At 71.8% G+C, this 18,250-nt stretch carries 18 protein-coding genes; 12 read left to right on the top strand and 6 right to left on the bottom strand.

The features are described 5' to 3' along the window. Positions 1 to 10: 10 nt before the first annotated feature. Positions 11 to 1,162: a GGDEF domain-containing protein gene (locus CDO81_RS22630; RefSeq protein WP_088485516.1), complete on the bottom strand. Its 1,152-nt coding sequence runs from the start codon at positions 1,160 to 1,162 to the stop codon at positions 11 to 13. Positions 1,163 to 1,263: 101 nt separating this feature from the next. After that, on the bottom strand, positions 1,264 to 2,271 hold the full coding sequence (locus CDO81_RS22625) for a transglycosylase SLT domain-containing protein (protein WP_241517101.1): 1,008 nt from the start codon (positions 2,269 to 2,271) through the stop codon (positions 1,264 to 1,266). Positions 2,272 to 2,318: 47 nt separating this feature from the next. On the opposite strand from CDO81_RS22625, the gene CDO81_RS22620 reads away from it, so the two are divergent. Beyond that, positions 2,319 to 2,915: a YdeI/OmpD-associated family protein gene (locus CDO81_RS22620; protein WP_088485515.1), complete on the top strand. Its 597-nt coding sequence runs from the start codon at positions 2,319 to 2,321 to the stop codon at positions 2,913 to 2,915. 159 nt (positions 2,916 to 3,074) lie between these two features. On the opposite strand, the gene CDO81_RS29175 is transcribed toward CDO81_RS22620, so the two are convergent. Continuing rightward, positions 3,075 to 4,289 carry a GGDEF domain-containing protein gene (locus CDO81_RS29175; protein WP_144397368.1) on the bottom strand — a complete coding sequence of 405 codons (1,215 nt, stop codon included), beginning with the start codon at positions 4,287 to 4,289 and terminating at the stop codon, positions 3,075 to 3,077. 121 nt (positions 4,290 to 4,410) lie between these two features. Here CDO81_RS29175 and CDO81_RS22610 point away from each other — a divergent pair, with 121 nt between their 5' ends. Genes CDO81_RS22610 through CDO81_RS22585 form a run of 6 tightly spaced genes read left to right on the top strand, consistent with a single transcriptional unit; the run spans position 4,411 to position 10,991 of the window. After that, positions 4,411 to 5,313, top strand: a complete 903-nt coding sequence (locus CDO81_RS22610) for a diacylglycerol/lipid kinase family protein (RefSeq protein WP_158218390.1) — start codon at positions 4,411 to 4,413, stop codon at positions 5,311 to 5,313. A gap of 7 nt (positions 5,314 to 5,320) precedes the next feature. Continuing rightward, positions 5,321 to 6,613, top strand: a complete 1,293-nt coding sequence (locus CDO81_RS22605; RefSeq protein ID WP_088485512.1) for an alanine racemase — start codon at positions 5,321 to 5,323, stop codon at positions 6,611 to 6,613. Continuing rightward, positions 6,610 to 7,728: a lactonase family protein gene (locus tag CDO81_RS22600; RefSeq protein ID WP_158218389.1), complete on the top strand. Its 1,119-nt coding sequence runs from the start codon at positions 6,610 to 6,612 to the stop codon at positions 7,726 to 7,728. Before CDO81_RS22605 ends, CDO81_RS22600 begins: the two co-directional genes overlap by 4 nt. 49 nt (positions 7,729 to 7,777) lie before the next feature. Then, positions 7,778 to 8,245 (top strand): CreA family protein, encoded by a 468-nt coding sequence (locus CDO81_RS22595; RefSeq protein ID WP_088485510.1) that lies wholly within the window; start codon positions 7,778 to 7,780, stop codon positions 8,243 to 8,245. Next, positions 8,242 to 9,399, top strand: coding sequence for a GGDEF domain-containing protein (locus tag CDO81_RS22590; protein WP_088485509.1), 1,158 nt, complete (start codon positions 8,242 to 8,244; stop codon positions 9,397 to 9,399). Before CDO81_RS22595 ends, CDO81_RS22590 begins: the two co-directional genes overlap by 4 nt. Further along, positions 9,399 to 10,991: an acyl-CoA dehydrogenase family protein gene (locus CDO81_RS22585; RefSeq protein WP_088485508.1), complete on the top strand. Its 1,593-nt coding sequence runs from the start codon at positions 9,399 to 9,401 to the stop codon at positions 10,989 to 10,991. The genes CDO81_RS22590 and CDO81_RS22585 overlap by 1 nt, the downstream gene beginning before the upstream one ends. A gap of 14 nt (positions 10,992 to 11,005) precedes the next feature. Here the strand turns inward: CDO81_RS22585 and CDO81_RS22580 are convergent, their stop codons facing one another. Further along, positions 11,006 to 11,758 carry a substrate-binding periplasmic protein gene (locus CDO81_RS22580; RefSeq protein WP_088485507.1) on the bottom strand — a complete coding sequence of 251 codons (753 nt, stop codon included), beginning with the start codon at positions 11,756 to 11,758 and terminating at the stop codon, positions 11,006 to 11,008. Between the two features lie 122 nt (positions 11,759 to 11,880). On the opposite strand from CDO81_RS22580, the gene CDO81_RS22575 reads away from it, so the two are divergent. Continuing rightward, positions 11,881 to 12,069 carry a hypothetical protein gene (locus CDO81_RS22575; protein ID WP_088485506.1) on the top strand — a complete coding sequence of 63 codons (189 nt, stop codon included), beginning with the start codon at positions 11,881 to 11,883 and terminating at the stop codon, positions 12,067 to 12,069. Here the strand turns inward: CDO81_RS22575 and CDO81_RS22570 are convergent. Then, the gene (locus CDO81_RS22570) at positions 12,063 to 12,713 is read right to left on the bottom strand and encodes a response regulator (RefSeq protein WP_088485505.1); all 651 of its coding nucleotides are present in this window, start codon (positions 12,711 to 12,713) and stop codon (positions 12,063 to 12,065) included. The genes CDO81_RS22575 and CDO81_RS22570 overlap by 7 nt on opposite strands. 194 nt (positions 12,714 to 12,907) lie before the next feature. Between CDO81_RS22570 and CDO81_RS22565 the strand changes: the two genes are divergently transcribed. The 4 genes from CDO81_RS22565 to CDO81_RS27825 all read left to right on the top strand — a co-directional run bounded on the left by CDO81_RS22565 (position 12,908) and on the right by CDO81_RS27825 (position 15,716). Then, positions 12,908 to 13,237, top strand: a complete 330-nt coding sequence (locus CDO81_RS22565; RefSeq protein WP_088485504.1) for a BON domain-containing protein — start codon at positions 12,908 to 12,910, stop codon at positions 13,235 to 13,237. A gap of 110 nt (positions 13,238 to 13,347) precedes the next feature. Further along, positions 13,348 to 13,743, top strand: a complete 396-nt coding sequence (locus tag CDO81_RS22560; RefSeq protein ID WP_088485503.1) for a response regulator — start codon at positions 13,348 to 13,350, stop codon at positions 13,741 to 13,743. A 2-nt stretch (positions 13,744 to 13,745) separates the two neighbouring features. Beyond that, positions 13,746 to 15,206, top strand: coding sequence for a CHASE3 domain-containing protein (locus tag CDO81_RS22555; RefSeq protein WP_088485502.1), 1,461 nt, complete (start codon positions 13,746 to 13,748; stop codon positions 15,204 to 15,206). 96 nt (positions 15,207 to 15,302) lie between these two features. Further along, on the top strand, positions 15,303 to 15,716 hold the full coding sequence (locus tag CDO81_RS27825) for a hypothetical protein (protein ID WP_144397366.1): 414 nt from the start codon (positions 15,303 to 15,305) through the stop codon (positions 15,714 to 15,716). Here CDO81_RS27825 and CDO81_RS22545 read toward each other — a convergent pair. Further along, positions 15,710 to 18,223, bottom strand: a complete 2,514-nt coding sequence (locus tag CDO81_RS22545) for an EAL domain-containing protein (protein WP_158218388.1) — start codon at positions 18,221 to 18,223, stop codon at positions 15,710 to 15,712. The genes CDO81_RS27825 and CDO81_RS22545 overlap by 7 nt on opposite strands. Between the last annotated feature and the right edge of the window lie 27 nt (positions 18,224 to 18,250).

Here is an 18,250-nt window from a genome sequence, read left to right as displayed (position 1 = left end):
CGCCGCGGGCTCAGGCTGCCAGCTGCACCCGGTCGCGACCGGCGCGCTTGGCGTCGTAGAGCGCGGCGTCGGCCCGGCTGAACACCGCCTCGGGCGCCTCGTTGGCGCCGCGCGCGCGGGCCACGCCGACGCTGACCGTCACGGCCAGCGGCCCGGCTGCCGTCGGGAAGGCGGCGGTGCCAACGGCCTCTCGCAGGCGCTCGCCCAGACGCGCCTCGTCACCCGGTTCGGCCTGGGCCCAGATCACGGCGAACTCTTCACCACCCAGCCGCACGGCCAGGTCGAACGGTCGCAGCGTCTCGCGCAGCCGTTCGCCGATGCCGCTGAGCACCGCATCACCGACCGCATGCCCGTGGGTGTCGTTGATGCGCTTGAAATGGTCCACGTCCAGCAGCGCCAGCACCGGCGGCTGCTCGGCGCCACGCTGCAGCAGCCGGCGCAGCCGCTCGTCGAAGCCGCGGCGGTTCAGCAGGCCGGTCAGCACGTCGACTTCGATGAGCTGCTCGATCCGCCGCAGCGCGCGGTCCTGCAGCAACAACAGCATCGCCAACCCCTGCGCGATGACCAGGCCGATGGTGGCCAGCAGGCCCCAGGCGTTGTACTGGGTCGCCAGCGCCCGGTCGGGCACCACCCACGGCAGCATGACGCAGGCGCGGGCCAGCTCCACGCCCGCGCTCACCGCCAGCGCCGTGGCCATCAGCAGCATCGGGAAGCCCGGCTGTGCCCGCCAGGCCTGCTGGGCGGCGCGCATGGCCGGCGCGGTCAGCAGGGCGCTGGCCAGCAGCGTGAGGGACAGCGAGGCCCACAGGTGACCGGTCGCTGCGGCCAGTACCAGCGCGGCAACGGCCACCAACGCTGTGAACGCCACCGGCCCGCGGCAGCGCAGCCGCTGCCCCAGGAATACACGCAGACCCAACATCACCAGCAGCGCGCTGATCAGCCCCCCGAGATGCCCGACGGCATACCAGGCACGCGGGGCCTCGACGGCAAAAGCCAGCGCCCGCACGGTCTGCGTCAATGCCGAAGCCCCGAAGGCGCCCGCCCAGAGCCACAGGGCCCGCTCCGACTTCAGATGCCAGGCACCGCCGAGCGTGGCCAGCGCCAGCATCGCCGTGACGAGCTGGTAGACGCTGAGCAGCGTGTCGACTTGCAGGGTTTGCATCTGCGGTGAAGGAGGGTCAGGCCGACACGATGCCTGCACAACGCGACACCCCGACGACGCGGTCACGCCCGCGCATGACGAATCTCACACCGGGCCCGGCTTCAACGGGTCTGGAGCGTCTGCATGGCGAGCTTGACCCGCTGCACCATCGGTGACGGTGGCGTCACAGATGGGTCGAAAGGATGCAGGCGCTGGCCGCCCACCGAGGCCATGATCTTGCGCACATACAGCCGGGTCTCGGCATACGGCGGCACGCCGAGGTATCGGTCGACGGCCTTTTCGCCCGCGTTGTAGCCGGCCAAGGCCATCATGACGTCACCTTCGAAATAGGCCAGCAGCCAGCGCAGGTAGGCCATGCCGGCGCGGATGTTCTGCGCCGGGTCGCGCAACTTGGTGGCCTTGAAGCGAAGCGCCGTCTCGGGCAGCAGCTGCATCAAGCCCTGCGCCTTCTTGGGCGACTCGGCCAGCGGGTCGAAGTTGGACTCCGCGGCCATCACCGCCAGCACCAGGGCCGGTGCCAGCTGGTACTCAGGTGCGAGCACCTTCACGTAGTTGACGATGGCGGGCGGCGCCTGCGCCGGCAAGGGCAGCGCGTTCCACAGCGACACCGGCGAGGCCGCCTTGCCCCCGGCGCGTGCCGCAGGCGGCGGCGCCAGCGCGACTGGCGGGTCGGTCTCGGGGGGCCGCAGGCAGGGCGGCGGGTCGCCCAGCGGCGTGCCGCCCATCTTGTCCAGCATGTTCTGCGCCTGGGCCATGCCCTGCTCCGCCGCGGCGGCGAACAGGTGGGCGGCTTCGGCGTCGTTGCGCTGGATGCCGCGGGCGTTGGTGAGCATCCAGCCCAGGTTGTACTGGGCCTCGGCGTCGCCATAGCGCGCCGCGCGGCAATACAGCTTGGCGGCGGCCACCTCATTGCGCGGCACGCCGTCGCCGTACTCCAGCGCCTTGGCCTCCTCGCGCCAGCGCTCCACCTGCGCCGGCACCACCGGCCCCTTCTCCCCGGGCGGCATGGTGGGGCGCGGCAGCTGCTCCAGCGTCAGCGCGGGCAACTGGGCCCAGCTCGGGGCCGGGCTCAAGGTGGCAGCCAGCAGCAGGGGCAGGAGGAATCGCAAGGGTCAGTCCGGAGGGCCGTCAGGGGCCGAAAGTCTATGCTCCTGTGATGGCAGTGCTCGACCCCCGCATCGACGCCTATCTGGCTGCTGCACCCGATTTCGCCCGGCCCATCCTCGAGCGGCTGCGCGAGGACGTGCACGCCGCTTGCCCCGAGGTGGTGGAGACCCTCAAGTGGAGCCGGCCGCACTTCATGCTCGACGACAAGTTGCTGTGCGGCATGTCGGCCTTCAAGGCGCACTGCGCCTTCAGTTTCTGGGCGCGCGAAGGCGGTCCCGAAGGCCAGCCGGGTGCCATGGGCGACTTTGGCCGCATCACGACCCTGGCCGACCTGCCCACCCGCGCTGCATTGCGCCGCCAGATCCGCGACGCGGCCGCGGTGTTGCGTGCCGGTGCACCGCGCGCCACCAAGCCCGGCCGGGCGCCGCGCCCGCAACTCACCATGCCCGACGACTTCGCGGCGGCCCTCGCCGACGTGAGCGCCGCGCGGCGGCACTACGACGCCTTCCCGCCCAGCAAGCAGCGCGACTACCTCGAATGGGTGCTCGAAGCCAAGCAGAGCGACACCCGCGCTCGCCGCATCGCCCAGGCCGTGCAGTGGCTGGCCGAGGGCAAGCCGCGGCACTGGAAGTACGAGCGCTGCTAGTGTGGTGTCCCGCAGATACGAGCACATGAAATCGCGTCTTCAACCCCATGGCGGCGTTGCAAATCCTCGCGATACCGCCGGGTATCGCTGCGGTTTGCGCCTTGCTCTGGGCTCGAAGCCATCGATTTCATTTGGTGCACGTATCTGCGGGAAACCACACTAGCCGCCCGGCGCGGGCGCCTCGCTCCCGGCGACAGACTGCAACGTCGAATTGCGCATCCAGTCGTCCGCCACCACCACGCGGTTGCGGCCCTGCTGCTTGGCCTGGTAGAGGGCCTTGTCGGCCAGGTGCATGAGCGTCTCGGGCGTGTCGCCGGCAGCGGCCTCGGCCACGCCGGCCGACAGCGTCACGCGCAGCGGCCGGCCGCCGTCGCCCTGCAGCTCCAGCGCCTCGACCGCCAGCCGCACCTGGTCCGCCAGATGACGCGCGCCACTCAACCCCGTGGCCGGCAGCACCAGGCCGAACTCCTCGCCGCCCAGCCGGCCCAGCACATCGGAGCCCCGCAGCCGCGCACGGGTGCAGGCGGCCACGGCCTTGAGCACCTGGTCACCCACCGCATGGCCGTGGCGGTCGTTGACGAGCTTGAAGTGATCCAGATCCAGCATCACGAAGGACACCGGCTGGCCCTCGCGGCGCGCGCGTTCCATCGCATGCGCCAGCAGCGACACCGTGGTGTTGTGGTTGCACGCCCCCGTCAGCCCGTCGACGCTGGCGAGCTGGCGCATCTGGCTGGCCATGCGCTCGAAGGCGGCCAGGATCAGGCCAAAGCCCGCCGCCAGCACCGCCATGAAGGCGCCCATGTAGATCAGGCTGCTCCAGGTGCGCCAGGGCTCCTGCGCCTGCGGCGCCACCTGCGCCCAGCACACCGCCAGCCCCACGCGCAACCACAGCGCGGCGCTCGCCAGCACCAGCATGCTCGCCACCACCCGGAAGCTCAGCTCGCCGCGCCAGCCCAGGCGCAGCGCAGCCACCGTGGGCGGCAGCAGCAATACCGCCATCACGCCGGACATCGCGCCCGCCCGCACCGGCGTGGCCACGTCCAGCACCAGCGGCGTGATGAGCAGCCCGGCTAAGGCCAGCGCGTGATACCAGCCGGGCAGACCCCGGTTGAGCAGATGCCGCGACACCGCCCCGGCCACGCCGGCCAGGCCACCGATCACCAGCCAGTTGCCCGACAACAACACGGCCGGCGCCGGCAGGCGCTCGCGCAGCGCGAAGCAGCCAAAACCCAGGCTGAAGGCCAGGGCCGCCCAGCTGAGCTGCTGCAGCTCGCCCCGGCCCAACGCCCCGCGGCCGGCCATCCACAGCTGCAGCGTGAGCAGGCCGAACCCCACCACCAGGATGAGCACCAGCGTGGGAATGTGGAGCGTCATGCGCAGAGCACGGGCATGGAATGACGGCGTTGTCTGCCGGGCAGTGTAGGCAGCCGACAGCGTCTGCGCGGCAGGGTCTGCGCCGATGGCGCGCCGCGGCGCGGGCCGCTTCAATGCGGGCGTGACCGTCCCTGCCCTGGTGCCTGAACCGGCGCTCTGCCTGCTGAACCCGCATGCCGCCAACGGCCGCTGCGCCGCCCTTGCCGCCCCGCTGCGCGAGGCCCTGCCCCAGGTGCCGCAGGTGCTGCCGGACAACGTCGACAACGCCCGCCAGCGCCTGCAGGCCCTGCCCGAAGGCAGCCGCGTGCTGGTGGCCGGGGGCGACGGCACGGTGCACCAGCTGCTGCCCACACTCGTCGCCCGGCGGCTGCAGCTCGCCCTGTTACCCGGCGGCACCGGCAACGACCTTGCCCGCGCGCTGGGCCTGGCCCGGCTCGGCTGGCAGGACGCCCTGGCCCATGCCCTGCGGGCGCCCGCTTCGACAATGGACGTGGGCGAGATCGGCACCGAACACACCGAGGCCCGACTCTTCATGTCCAGCCTCACGGCCGGCTTCGATGCCGCCATCGCGCTACGGGCGCTGGCCGCGCCCAAATGGCTGCGTGGCCAGCCGCGCTACCTGTGGGCCACGCTGCGCGAGGTTGCACGGCTGCAGGTCTACCCGCTGCAGGTCGAAGCCGATGGCAGGCTGCTGCACGACGGCCCGCTGCTCTTCGCTTCCAGCCTGAACACACCAACCTACGGCAGCGGCATGCCGGCAGCGCCTGGCGCGCGCATCGACGACGGCGCGCTGGCCCTGCTGCGGGTCGGCGCCTTCGGCCGGCTCGGCGCGCTGGGCATGATGCCGCTGCTGCTGGCCGGCCAGCATCTGCGTCACCCGCGCGTGACGCTGTCGGCCTTCCAGCGGCTGCGCCTGCGCGCCGTGGGCGCGCTGCCCCTCGCGGTCGATGGCGAGCCGCTGCCGGCAGCTGCCGACATCACGGTGACGGTGCGACCTGCGGCGCTGCAGGTGGTTCGCCGATGATCCCGCCATGGCACCTGACGACGACATTCCGCGCCCCGGCTGGCTGGGGCCCTGGCTGAAAGGCTTTCCGGCGCTGCAGCCGCCGCTGCCGCTGGACGAAGTGGCTTCGCGCGGCTGGCATCTGCTGGGCGACGAGCTCGCCTTCCCGCTGGCCGTGGTGCGCCAGCAGGCGCTGGCCCACAACATCGCGTGGATGCAGGACTTCGCTGCACGGCACGGCGTGCAGTTGGCCCCGCATGGCAAGACCACCATGAGCCCGCAGCTGTTCCGTCGCCAGCTCGCGGCCGGCGCCTGGGGCCTGACGTTTGCGAACGTCCACCAGCTGCGCCTGGGCCTGGCCGCCGGCGTGCGACGCGCGCTCATCGCCAATGGCATCGTCGGCGCGGCGGACCTGGCTGAACTGTTGGCGCTGCGGCGGCGCTATCCGGGTGTCGAGCTGGCCTTCTTCATCGATTCCACGGCCCAGCTCGACCTGATCACCACGCTCTGGCCGCGCCTGGGCGCGGGCGAGGCGCAGCTGGACGTGCTGCTGGAGCTGGGCACCACGCGCTGCGGGCTGCGCGAGCACGCCCCGGCCCTGACGCTGGCGCGGGCGCTGCGCGGCCACCCTGCGCTGCGCCTGCGCGGCATTGGCTTTTACGAGGGCCTGCAGGTGCAGGGCGAGAGCGCGCCCGACCGGGCGCTGATGCAGCACTGGCAGCAGCGCATCGACACCCTGCTGGCCGACTTCGAGGCCGAGGGCCTGATCGAGCCGGAGGCCCGGCCGGTGTGGCTCAGCGGCGGCGGCTCGGCGTTGTTCGACCTGGTCGCGCCCGTGCTCGGCGCCCGACCCGAGCGCCTGGGCCTGCTGCGCTCGGGCTGCTACATCTGCCATGACCACACCCACTACGGCCGCTACATGCAGACCATGGACGAGCGCCTGGGCACGCCGCTGTCCTCGCCCAGCCTGCAACCGGCGCTGGAGGTCTGGACGCTGGTGCTGTCCTGCCCCGAGCCGGGTCTGGCCCTGCTGAATGCCGGCCGGCGCGATGCCGGCTTCGATCAGGGCTGGCCCCTGCCCGTCTGGCATGCGCACGCCGGCCAGCGCCAGGCCGCACCGGCGGGCTGGCAAGTCACCGGGATGAACGACCAGCACGCCTACCTGCGCTGGGACCCGGCCGTCACGCCAGGCCCCGCCGTGGGTGACCGCGTCGCCCTGGGCCCCGCCCATCCCTGCACCACCTTCGACAAATGGGCCTGGCTGGCCGTGGTCGACGAACAGGACCGGGTGGTGGACGCCCTCACCACGCAGTTCTCATGAAGCGCCGACAGCTCCTTCGCCTGACCCCGCTCGCCCTGATGCCACTCACCGCTCACGCCACCGCCCCCAGCCCCCGCTTTCTTCACGTGGGCACGTATGCACCGCTGGGCCAGGGGCTGTACAGCTTCAGCATGGCAGCGGACGGCAGCCTGCGGCCGATCGGCATCACGTCCAACGCCCACAGCCCGAGCTGGCTGGCTGCCGAGGGCCGCCATGTCTACGCCGCCGAAGAGGGGGCGGACCAGGTGGCCGTCTACCAGCAGGACCACGCAGGCCAACTGACGCTGCTGCAGCGCCAGCCCAGCGGCGGCAAAGGCCCCGCCCACCTGAGCCCCGGCGCGGGCAGCCTGTGGGTGGCCAACTACGGCGACGGCCGCTTTGCGGCCTTGCCCCGCCTGGCCGACGGCCGGCTGGGGCCGCCCGAGAGCTGGCCCAGTTGCGCCAGCGCCGACTGCCGTCCCGGGCCGACGCGGCCTCAGAGCGGCCCGCCCGGCAGCCAGGCCAACAGCGGCCACGACGGGCCGCATGCGCACATGATCGAGGCCAGCGCCGACGGCCGCTGGCTGCTCGGCACGGACCTCGGCCGCGACGTGCTGCTCGCCTGGCCTCTGCAGGCCGGCGCCCCCACCACCGCCGCCCACGAGCTCGCCCTCAGCCCAGGCTCGGGCCCGCGGCATTTCGTGGCCCACCCGCAGGACCCGCGCTGGCTCTACGTGCTGCAGGAGACCTCCTCCACCCTGTCCACCGTCGAGCTGACGGCCGACGGCCCACGCCTGCTGGACGAGACCTCGGTACTGCCCACGGGTTTTGCCGGCACCAGCTACGCCTCGGGCCTGCTGGTGGCGCCGGGCGGGCGGCATCTGTACGCCTTCAACCGCCTGCACGACAGCCTGGCCGTGCTGAGCCTGGCCCAGCCACGACGCCCGCGGGTGCTGGACCACCACTGGGTGCACGGCAGCACGCCCCGCAGCGCCTGCCGGGCGGGCCGCCACCTCTACGTGTGCAACCAGCGCAGCGACCACCTCAGCCATTTCGACCTCGGCCGCCCGGAGAGCCCGCGCTTCACTGGCCGCCACACGCCGGTGCCCAGCCCGGCCGGCGCCTGTTGGCTTTAGGGCCTTCGCGACCCATTGCCTTGGCGTTAACAGGCCCTAGACTGACCCGATGAAGCACGCCGCCCTCACCCTCCTGCTGGCCGCCGCCTCGCTGGCCCATGCCGAGCCCATCGGTTCGGTGGACACCGCTTTCAAGCTGATCGGCCCCGATCACAAGATCGTGGTCGATGCCTATGACGACCCCAAGGTGCAGGGCGTCACCTGCTTCGTGTCGCGCGCCAAGACCGGCGGCATCAAAGGCGCCATCGGGCTGGCGGAGGACAAGTCCGAAGCCTCCATTGCCTGCCGCCAGGTCGGCCCCATCACCATCGCCCAGCCGTTGCCGCGCCAGGAAGAGGTGTTCAGCGAACGCATCTCGCTGGTGTTCAAGCGGCTGCGTATCGTGCGCATGGTCGATCCGACCCGCAACACCCTGGTCTACCTGACCTACTCCGACCGCCTGATCGATGGCTCGCCGCAGAACAGCGTGACCGCCGTGCCGGTGGACCGCGCCCAGCCCATCCCCGTCAAGAAATGAGCTTCACCAGCGCGCTGTTCGCCCTGCTGCCGATGCAGGCGCTGGTGGCCGCGCTGGTGCTGATCACGCTGGTCGGCTGGCGCGGCGACAACGCCGGTGGCCGCTGGGCCCAGGCTGGCATGCTGGCCCTGGCGGTGGGCCTGGCGCTGGCCAGCCCGTCGCTCGTGGCGCGCCTGGGCTCGCCGCCGTGGGTCCACGCCCTCGGCGTGGCCGCCGTGAGTGCCGGTCTGTCGGCGCTGTGGTGGGCCTTGTGCCTGTGGCTGCAGCCCCGCCCTGGCCGCTGGGCCATGGCCGCCGCACCGGTGCTGCTGGCGGTGGGGCAGCTGCTGCTGGCCGAGGCGCCCCACGAAGCCCAGACCCTCGCGGACCTCGGCCTCGGCGCGCAGCTCGCATGGCTCGGCGTGGCCTTGACGCTGCCCGGCCGCAGCAACGTCGTCCAAGGCCTGAACAGCCGGCGCTGGCGGCTGCTGGGCCTGGCCGCGGTGCTGCCGCTGCTGGTGGCCGTGCTCAGCCGCGCGGTCGTCACCGAGTTCGGCTCGCCCTCGGCCTCGCCTGACCTGCTGCTGGCCCTGGCTGGCCAGCTGGCCTTGCTGCTGGCGCTGCCCATGTTGTTGCTGGCCTGGCGCGGCCAGATCGAGGCGGAGCTCGCCCGCCTCACCCAGACCGACGGCCTGACCGGCCTGATCGACGCCGCCGCCTTCGGCCGTCGCTCGGTGGACCTCATCTCCATGGCGCGCCGCTACCAGGAGCCCCTGGCGCTGGTGGTGGTGACGCTGGATGACTTCGGCACCCTGCAGGCCGAACACGACATCGATTTCGCTGACCGCACCCTGGCCCTGTTCGGCAGCTGCGTGCAGGCACAGATGCGGCTGGGCGATCTGGCCGGCCGGCTGGGTGAACACCAGTTCGGCGTGTTGATGGCCCGCTGCCTGCCCGAAGGCCCGCAGGCCCTGGACCAGCGACTGCGCGCCGCCGTGGCCGAGCGCGCGCCGGCGGAGCTGGGCCTGAGCCTGGCCTTCAGCGCCGGCTGGGCCAAGCTGCGCCCGGGCGACCGAGGCATCGCCGACCTGCAGCGCCGCGCCGAGACCGCGCTCTACGAAGCCCGCCGCGCCGGCGGCAACCAGCTCAAGGCCGAGCCGGGCGTGAGCGACTGATGGCCACCGCGGACAACCTCGTCGACGAGTGGGTCGGTCACAACCTGCTGGCCACCGACCCTGCGCTGCTGGCCGCGCTTCGCCAGGCGGCGCCTCAGGCTGTTGAGCCGCTTACCCGCTATGGTGCCGAACTCGGCAGCCCTGACACCGCCCAGTGGGCGCGCGATGCCAACCGCCACGGCCCGCAGTTGCGACAGCTCGACGCGCGCGGGCGTCGCATCGACCTGATCGACTTTCACCCCAGCTGGCACGCGCTGCTGGCCCTGTACCGCCGCCAAGGGCTGGTCGGCGACGTGTTCGCCACCGACACCGCCGGCCGCTGGACGGCCTTCGCCGCCGGCTGCTACCTGCATGGCCAGGTGGAAGCCGGATCGCTCTGCCCGGCGACCATGACGCAGGCCGCCATTCCCGTGCTGGCCCGCCAGCCCGAGCTGTTTGCACCGCTGCGCGAACAGTTCTTCAGCCGCGTGCATGACCCGCGCGAGGCACCACTGGCCAACAAGGCGTCGATCTGGGTCGGCATGGGCATGACCGAAAAGCAAGGCGGCTCCGACCTGCGCCGGGTGACCACCCACGCCACCGCGCAGGCCGACGGCAGCTACGCCATCACCGGGCACAAGTGGTTCTTCTCGGCGCCCAGCAGCGATGCCCACCTGGTGCTGGCCCGCACCGAGGCCGGCCCCACCTGCTTCTGGCTGCCGCGCTACACGCCCGACGGCGCGCGCAATGCCATCCAGGTGCTGCGCCTGAAGGACAAGCTCGGCAACCGCAGCAACTGCAGCAGCGAGGTGGAGTTCCACGGCGCCTGGGCGCGCCGCGTGGGCGACGAAGGTCGCGGCATTCCGACGCTGATCGAGATGGCCGGCTACACCCGGCTGAACTGCGTGATCGGCAGCGCGGCGCTGCTGCGTGCCGGTCTGGTGCAGGCCCTGCACAACGCGCGCGAGCGCCACGCCTTCGGCCGGGCACTGGCTGAACAGCCCCTGATGCAGACGGTGCTGGCCGACCTGGCGTTGGAGAGCGAGGCCGCGATGCGCCTGATGCTGCGCCTGGCCCGCGGCTTCGAGCAGGGCGAGGCCGCCTGGCAGCGGCTGATGACGCCGGCTGCCAAGCTCTGGGTGTGCAAGCGGGCCATCGAATGCACCGGCGAGGCCATGGAGCTGCTCGGTGGCAATGGCTACGTGGAGGACGGCGTGCTGGCGCGGCTGTACCGCGAGGCCCCCGTGAACTCGATCTGGGAGGGCTCGGGCAACGTCATGGCCCTGGACGTGCTGCGCGCCGTCGCCCGCGAGCCTGACGTGGCGCTGGACCTGCTCGCCGGTTTTGCCGCCAGCCCCGATGCGCCGGTGCGGGCCGAAGCCACCCACCTGCAGCGCCTGCTGACGGGGGACCCCGCCGCGCTGGAGTCGCAGGCGCGCCGCGTGGCCCAGGGGCTGGTGCTGTGTGCGCAGGCGGTGCTGATGCGCGAGGAGGCCTCCGAGGCGGCCGCCGACGCCTTCATCGCGACCCGCTTCAACGGCGACGGCCGCCTGCTTGGTACCCAGCCGGTGCCCCAGTCGGCCCGCCTGCTGGCCGACGCCCTGGCAGGCTGAGGCGCCCTGCAGCCTCAATCGCCGAAGTACTTGCGCACGACCCGGGCCGTGGTGCCCTCCGCCTTCAGCGCGGCACTGGCGTCCTGGTAGCGCTGGGCCCACGCGGCATCACGCGAGTGCTTGCTGACGAGCACGTAGGCCGGTTCGTTGGACAGCACGACGTCCGTCGCCACGATGCGCTGGTGCAGCCCTTCCTGGGCCAGCTCCCACCGCGCCGAGGCCTCGCTGGACAGCACGCCATCGACCCGCCCGAGTTCCAGCATCTGCCACAGGCTGCGGCGCGTGGTGGCCTGCGTCAGCCGGGTGCGGAAGGCCGGCTGCGACACCAGCTCAGCGTACTCGGGGCCGTAGACCACGCCGATCTGCACCCCCAGGCGCAGGCCCGGCACCTCGGCCAGCCGGGTGGCCGCACCGACGCGCGCACGGTCCGCGGCCCGCACGTACAGCCGGTTGCGAGACAACTCATGCTGGGCGACGAAATACGCATACCCCTCGCGCTCCGGGCGGCGGAATCCGCCGGGCAGCACGTCCAGTCGGCCGGCTTCCAGCTCCACCAGCGCGCGGGCCCAGGGCAGCTCCACCCACTGCACGCGGCAGCCCATGCGGCCGAGCACCAGCTCGACCATCTCCACGTTCAGCCCCGACAGCCGGCCGTCGGCCAGCCGCATCGAGTACGGCGGGTCGTCGTTCCAGCGGGCCCGCACCTCGCAGGCTTGCGCGCCGGCACCCAGGGCCAGCAGGAGGCAGACAGAGGCGATGAACTTCACGCCAGCATTGTGGCCGGGCTGACGGCTTTGTCAGTGGTCTCCGACACGCCCGCGCGCCCCCAACCGATACGCGGCGCCAAGCCTGTCACGGATGCTGTGCCCATCACTCGCCGGAGCACGACATGACCCTCGACGCCCACCTGCCCCATCCTTCCGCCCTTGAAGCGATTGCCCTGCCCGCGGCGCAGTGGATGATGCCCGCGCCGCCGGCACGCATCATCGTGGTGCCCTCACTGCCCGAAGCGGAGCTGGGCTACGAATCGGCCCTGCCCTGGACCCTGGGCGACGAGCTCGCGCCGACGGGTTACTGAATCAGGCCGTTCTTCAGCGCGTAGTAGGTCAGATCACTGTTGGTCTGCAGCTTGAGCTTCTCCAGCACGCGCGTGCGGTAGGTGCTGACCGTCTTGACGCTCAGGAAGAGCGCCTCGGCGATATGGCCCACCGTTTCTCCCTTGGCCAGGCGCAGGAAGACCTGGAACTCCCGTTCAGACAGCGCCTCGTGCAAGGGCTTGTCCTGAGCGCCGGGTGAGCCGGCATTGCCCACCACGCTGTCGGCCAGCTGCTCGGCGACCGCGGCGCTGATGTAGCGCCGGCCGCGCGACACCTGCCGGATCGCATTGGCGATCTCCTCAGGATCACATTCCTTGTTCAGGTAGCCGCTGGCGCCTTGGCGCAGCAGCGTCGTCGCGTAGTGCGCCTCCGGAAAGCCGCTCAGGATGAGCACCGGCAGTTCGGGGAAGCGCGCCTTGATCGCGGCCAGCGCATCCACACCGCTTTGATCGGGCATGGAGATGTCCAGCAGCAGCACGTCCACCTCGCCGCCCCGGGCCATCTCGAGCGCGTCATGGCCGCTGGCGCCTTCCCCGGTCACGCGCAGGTCCACGTGATCGGACAGGTACTGGCGCAGCCCGGTGCGGACGATGGCGTGGTCGTCGACGATGCCGATTCTGATCATGGTGGGGGAACTCTGGCGTGGAACTTGTTCTCAGAGTAGCAGCCCGTCTGCCGCACGGGCAGCGCCTGCCGTCCTACATCGCTGACGGTCCAGTCCGACAGGGCGCCGCGCCGCGGGACTATGTCACCGCATGTAGCCGGGCCCGATAGTGAGGCCAGCGGTTCTCGAAGCCGCCCACCTACAGGAGATGCCAAATGTTCAACAAGTCCATCCTGACCGCCGCCGTCACCACCGCCCTCGTCGCCACCCTGGCTGCCACCACCGGCTGTGCCGTCACCCGTGACCAGGAAACCGTCGGCGCCTACGTCGACGACACCGCCGTGACCACCCGCGTCAAGGCCAAGTTCGCCGCCGACCCCACCGTCAGCGCCATGGCCATCAGCGTCGAGACGCTGAAGGGCACGGTGCAGCTGTCGGGCTTTGCCAAGTCAGCCGAAGAGCGCGCCATGGCCGAGAAGCTCGCCCGCGAGACTTCGGGCGTGAAGGCCGTGAAGAACGACATCGCCGTCCGCCAAGGTTCCTGAGTCCCGCTATAGGACTAGTCCTACAACGCGACAAGCCGCCGGCACTGCCGGCGCGAGGTCGAAGCGGGCCATACTTGAGCCTCCCTGAATCCCACCGCAGCCCTCGGGTCATGCCTGCACTCAAAGCCTTCATCGTCGAAGACAGTCCGGTGATCCTTGAGAACCTCATCGCGACGCTCGAAGAGGTGGCCCAGGTGGAAGTGGTGGGTTCGGTCGCCGATGAAGCCGGCGCGGTGCGCTGGATGAAGCGCGACCCCGATGCCACCGCCGACCTGTTCATCGTCGACGTGTTCCTGCGCTCGGGCACGGGGCTGGGCGTGCTGCAGGCCGCCCAGCAACTCGGCGTCCGCGCCAGGCGCGTCGTGCTGACCAATTACGCCACCGAGGAAATGCGGCGCCGTTGCGCCAGCCTCGGGGCCGAGCGCGTGTTCGACAAGAGCCGCGAACTCGACGACCTCATCAGCTACTGCGCCGAACTGGCTGGTCCAGCGGCAGCATCGCTTTGACTGTGCTGAGCCGGTTCGATCCCTGGCTGGAGGGTGCCAGCCGCAACCGTGGCCTGGCCGTGGCCTTCGCCGCCCTGGCCGCAGCTGCGGTGATGGGCGTCAGCGAAGCCGCGTTCTGGAGCGCCGACGAAGCCCTTCGGCAGAGCCAGGCCCGACACGTGGCCCGCAACGACGGCCTGCGCCTTCGCGAGCTGCTGACCGATGCTGAAACCGCCCAGCGCGGCTTCCTGCTGACCGGCCGCGACGACTACCTCACCCCCATCCAGCTGGCCGAGCGCGAGCTGCCGAGCGTGCTGTCCCGCCTGCGCGGCCAGTACGCCAGCTCCGAGTGGGAGGCCCTGGTGGCCGACGCCAGCCGCCGGGCACGCGAGAAGCTCTCGGAGCTGCAGTTGGTGGTGCAGCTCTACCGGGAAGGCAACGTCACCGCCTGGCGCGGCCTGGTCGAATCCGACATCGGCCGCGAGAAGATGCAGGCGGTGCGCGATGCGGTCGCCCAGCTGGACCAGCACGAGCTGGTACAGATCGCCGGCGAACGCGATGCGGTCGCCCGCTCCCTGATGTATGGGCGCCTGGGCGTCCACGGCCTGACGCTGATCAGCCTGTTCGGCCTGGCCATCTTCCTGCGCCGCAACGAAGCCCTGCACCGCACCCGCCGGGAGCATGCGCAGGAGCTGGCCCAGGAACGCGACCGCCTGGACCGCGAGGTGGCCCACCGCACGGCGGAGCTGACCGAGCTGGCCCGCCACCTGCAGACGGTGCGCGAAGATGAGCGCGCCCACCTGGCCCGCGAGCTGCATGACGAGCTCGGCGCGCTGCTGACCGCCGCCAAGCTCGACGTCGCCCGCATCCGCCGCATGACACGCACCGGCGCGCCCGAGATCGATGACCGCCTCAAGCACATGAGCGAGCTGCTCGACCAGGGCATCGCGCTGAAGCGCCGCATCATCGAAGACCTGCGCCCGTCCGCCCTGTCCAACCTCGGCCTGATCCCGGCGCTGGAGATCCTGACCCAGGAGTTCGCCCAGCGTTCGGGCCTGCAGCTGAGCCTGGAGCTCGCCGAGGCGCCCACCAACGAGGCCGGCCGCCTGGCGCTGTACCGCCTGGTGCAGGAGGCCCTGACCAATGTGATGCGCCATGCCAAGGCCAAGCATGTGCGGGTGTCGCTCGACGAAGCCGATGGCTGGCTGCAGCTGCACATCCGCGACGACGGCCAGGGCTTCAACCCCGACGCCGTCGGCTCCGGCCATCATGGCCTGCTCGGCATGCGCTATCGCATCGAGAGCCTGGGCGGCACGCTGCAGCTGCTGTCCGCCCCGGGGCGCGGCACGCTCGTGCTGGCGCGGCTGCCGCTGGCCGAACCGGAGCCGGAACCCGAGCTGCCGCCGGTCACGGCACCGGGCGACCTGGGGCCGGCCGTCAGCCCGCCCATCGGCCTGAGCACGCCGGGCGGCGCCGCCGCCTGACCCGCCTGCCGTCCTACAGCGCGAGTCCGCGCGAGCCGACACCGCCGCCTGCCGGCCCCGCCCACACTGAAGGCCACAACACCTTCAGGAGGGGTCATGCAAGTTCCAGGATCGACACGCGCGCACGGCTGGCAGGCGCAGCCACCTGCGTATTGCCCCCTGCCGGACCTGACGACCACCACACGGGACGCCGATGTGATTTCGCCTTCGCGACGCCGCCGCCTGCAACACGCGCTGGCCCTGATGGTCGCCGCCGGCACGCTGGCCACCGCCGCCGTGATGGCCTTGATCGATGATCCGCGCCCGCTGGACGTGCAGCTCAGCACCGCCCTGAGCGACGCCGGCCAGACGCTCCACGGCTGGCAGCAACAGCTATCTCGCGGCTTGCAGGTCTCGCTGCTGGCCGTGGCCGATGGGCAGGAGACCGCCCCGCAGGCGCAGGCCACGACGGCCCTGGCACCCGCCGCAGCGGCCGCCTCGGCGCCGCTTGCGGTCGACACCGTTCAGTAGACCGACGTGGCCTCCGGCACCGCCGCCACCACGTCGGTGAGCGGCTGCGGCCGATGCAGCAGGAAGCCCTGCACCTCCCCCACACCCAGCCGCACCAGCTCCAGCAACACCTCGGGCGTCTCCACGCACTCGGCCACCGTCGTGAGGCCCAGCGTGCGGGCCGCGTCCACAAAGCTGCGTACGGCGACCTGATCGAGCGGATCGGTCATCAGCGCACGCACGAACTGGCCGTCGATCTTGAGCAGGTCCACCGGCAGCACCTTGAGATAGCTGAAGGAGGAAGACCCGGCGCCGAAGTCGTCCAGCGCGATGCGCGCACCCAGGGCCTGCATCTGCTCGATGAATCGAGCCGCCTCTTCCAGCTGGGTGATGACCGCCGTCTCGGTGATCTCCAGGCACAGGGCCGCGGCTCGCGCAGGGCCGAGTGCGGTGAGCAGGCGGCGCGCCTCGTCGTGATACGCCGCGTCCTGCAAGGTCAGCGCAGACACATTGATGGACAGCGACGCGATCGCGCCGACGGTGTCCTGTGCCAGCAAGGCCACCGCCTGACGCAGCACCCAGCGGTCCAGGCGCGGCGCGAGGTGAAAACGCTCGGCCGCCGGCATGAAGGCCCCGGGCAGCACACGGCTGCCGTCGCGCTCGCGCAGGCGCAGCAGCAGCTCGCCGCGCAGGCGGCCGTCATCCTCGCCCTGGGCCGGCAGCACGCGCTGCAGGTCGAGCTCGAAACGGTCTTCGTCGAGGGCCTGCTGCAGCCGCGTCGCCCAGCGGTGCTCGCTCTGGTGCGCGCGCAGCGCGATGTCGTCCGCCGCCCAGAGCTGCACCCGGTTGCGCCCGCGCTCCTTGGCCGTCATACAGCAGGCATCGGCCTCGCGCAGCGCCGTGTCGGCGTCGGGCCAGCGCGCATCCAGCGGTGCCACGCCGATGCTGGTGCCGATGCGAAAGCGCTGCTCGCCGTGCACATAGCGGTATTGGTCCATGGCATCGCACAGCTTCTGCGCCACATGCACGGCCTCCTCCAGCGAGCAGTTCTCCAGCAAGGCCGCGAACTCGTCGCCGCCCAGCCGCGCCACGGTGTCGCGCCCCCGCACGCCGGCCTCCAGGCGGCGAGCCACCTCGCGCAGCACCTCGTCGCCGGCGGCGTGGCCGCAATGGTCATTGACGAGCTTGAAGCGGTCGAGGTCGAAGGCCAGCAGCGCATGGCGGCTGCCGTCACGCCGCGCCCGCTCGAGCGTGCGGCTCAACCGCTGGCTGAACTCCGTACGGTTGACCAGCCCCGTCAGGCCGTCATGGCTGGCGCGCCAGCGGATCTCATCGAACTGGCGACGCTGCTGGGTCACGTCGCGGAACACCAGCACGGCGCCCCGCACCTGCCCGTCGGCATCCCGGATCGGGGCCACCGAGTCGTCCACCGCACGCAGCTCGCCGTCCCGGGCGCGCAGCACGGTGCCTGGCGGCAGCGCAGTCGGGCGCCCGGTGTCCAGGCAGCGCTGCACCGGGTCGGGCAAGGGCTCGCCACTGTCTTCGCGCTGCGGCCGGAAGACCTCGCGCGCCGGCTGACCCAGGGCCTCGGCCCCCGACCAACCCGTGAGCCGCTGCGCGACCGGGTTGAGCCAGGTCACCCGGCCCCGGGCATCGGTGGTGAGCACCGCGTCGGCGATGGACTGCAGCGTCACCTCCAGCAGCTCCCGCTGCTCCTCCAGTTGCCGCTGCAGCCGGCGCGGCTCGCTGACATCCCAGCACACGCCCGACAGCCGCAGCGGCCGGCCAGCGGCGTCACGCAGCACCCGGCCCGTGCCGCGCAGCTCGTGCACGCTGCCGTCGGGCCAGCGCACCCGCCACTCGCCTTCCAGCTGCGGGCCACCGCGCAGCGCGGCCCGCAGCGCGCCGGCCGCAGCGCGGCGGTCCTGCGGGTGCAGCCGGTGCCGCCAGCGGGCCATGTCGATGCGCTGTCCGTGGGCCGCCTCGCCATGCAGGCGCCACATCACGTCGTCCCAACTGAGCTGGCCGTCGCGCAGGTCCAAGTCCCAGACGCCGATGCCGCCGCTGTGCGTGGCCAGCGCCAGGCGCTCCAGCGCCCGCTCCAGCTCGGCGCGCACCTCGGCCGGCTCGCTGACGTCCAGCATCACGACCCCCACGCGCCGGCCGTTTTCGTCTTCGTCCGCCCGCCCGACCACGCGCAGCACGCGCGACACCGGCGCCCCCATCTCACCGACCGCGCAGGGCAACTCCACATCCCAGCCCTGACCGTCGCGCGCCGCACGCTGCAAGGCCGCGTCGAGCATGGCGGCACCATCCGGGCCGAACCGCGCCAGCAACATCGCCAGCGTCGGCACGCGGTCGACCGGCAAGCCGAGCAGTTCACAGGCGGACTCCGACAGGGTCAACTGGCCGCTGTCCGCCTGCCACTCCCACGCGCCCACACCCGCCAACCGGGTGCACCGGGCCAGGAAGCGCGCGTTCTGCGCCAAGGCCTGCTGGGCGGCCGAGAGGGCCGTGGGATCGCTCATCGGTGCCTGCTCCATTGCCAAGACAGG

The organism is Roseateles puraquae (assembly GCF_002205845.1).
Classification (GTDB): domain Bacteria; phylum Pseudomonadota; class Gammaproteobacteria; order Burkholderiales; family Burkholderiaceae_C; genus Pelomonas; species Pelomonas puraquae.
This window is presented reverse-complemented; position numbering and strand designations above follow the sequence as displayed.

Coding starts and splice junctions, on each gene's coding strand:
- CDO81_RS22595 (WP_088485510.1), top strand. CDS start 7,778: ATGAAGCACGCCGCCCTCACCCTCCTGCTGGCCGCCGCCTCGCTGGCC.
- CDO81_RS22630 (WP_088485516.1), bottom strand. CDS start 1,162: ATGCAAACCCTGCAAGTCGACACGCTGCTCAGCGTCTACCAGCTCGTC.
- CDO81_RS22605 (WP_088485512.1), top strand. CDS start 5,321: ATGGCACCTGACGACGACATTCCGCGCCCCGGCTGGCTGGGGCCCTGG.
- CDO81_RS22590 (WP_088485509.1), top strand. CDS start 8,242: ATGAGCTTCACCAGCGCGCTGTTCGCCCTGCTGCCGATGCAGGCGCTG.
- CDO81_RS29175 (WP_144397368.1), bottom strand. CDS start 4,289: ATGACGCTCCACATTCCCACGCTGGTGCTCATCCTGGTGGTGGGGTTC.
- CDO81_RS22575 (WP_088485506.1), top strand. CDS start 11,881: ATGACCCTCGACGCCCACCTGCCCCATCCTTCCGCCCTTGAAGCGATT.
- CDO81_RS22585 (WP_088485508.1), top strand. CDS start 9,399: ATGGCCACCGCGGACAACCTCGTCGACGAGTGGGTCGGTCACAACCTG.
- CDO81_RS22560 (WP_088485503.1), top strand. CDS start 13,348: ATGCCTGCACTCAAAGCCTTCATCGTCGAAGACAGTCCGGTGATCCTT.
- CDO81_RS22545 (WP_158218388.1), bottom strand. CDS start 18,223: ATGAGCGATCCCACGGCCCTCTCGGCCGCCCAGCAGGCCTTGGCGCAG.
- CDO81_RS22600 (WP_158218389.1), top strand. CDS start 6,610: ATGAAGCGCCGACAGCTCCTTCGCCTGACCCCGCTCGCCCTGATGCCA.
- CDO81_RS22565 (WP_088485504.1), top strand. CDS start 12,908: ATGTTCAACAAGTCCATCCTGACCGCCGCCGTCACCACCGCCCTCGTC.
- CDO81_RS22620 (WP_088485515.1), top strand. CDS start 2,319: ATGGCAGTGCTCGACCCCCGCATCGACGCCTATCTGGCTGCTGCACCC.
- CDO81_RS22570 (WP_088485505.1), bottom strand. CDS start 12,713: ATGATCAGAATCGGCATCGTCGACGACCACGCCATCGTCCGCACCGGG.
- CDO81_RS27825 (WP_144397366.1), top strand. CDS start 15,303: ATGCAAGTTCCAGGATCGACACGCGCGCACGGCTGGCAGGCGCAGCCA.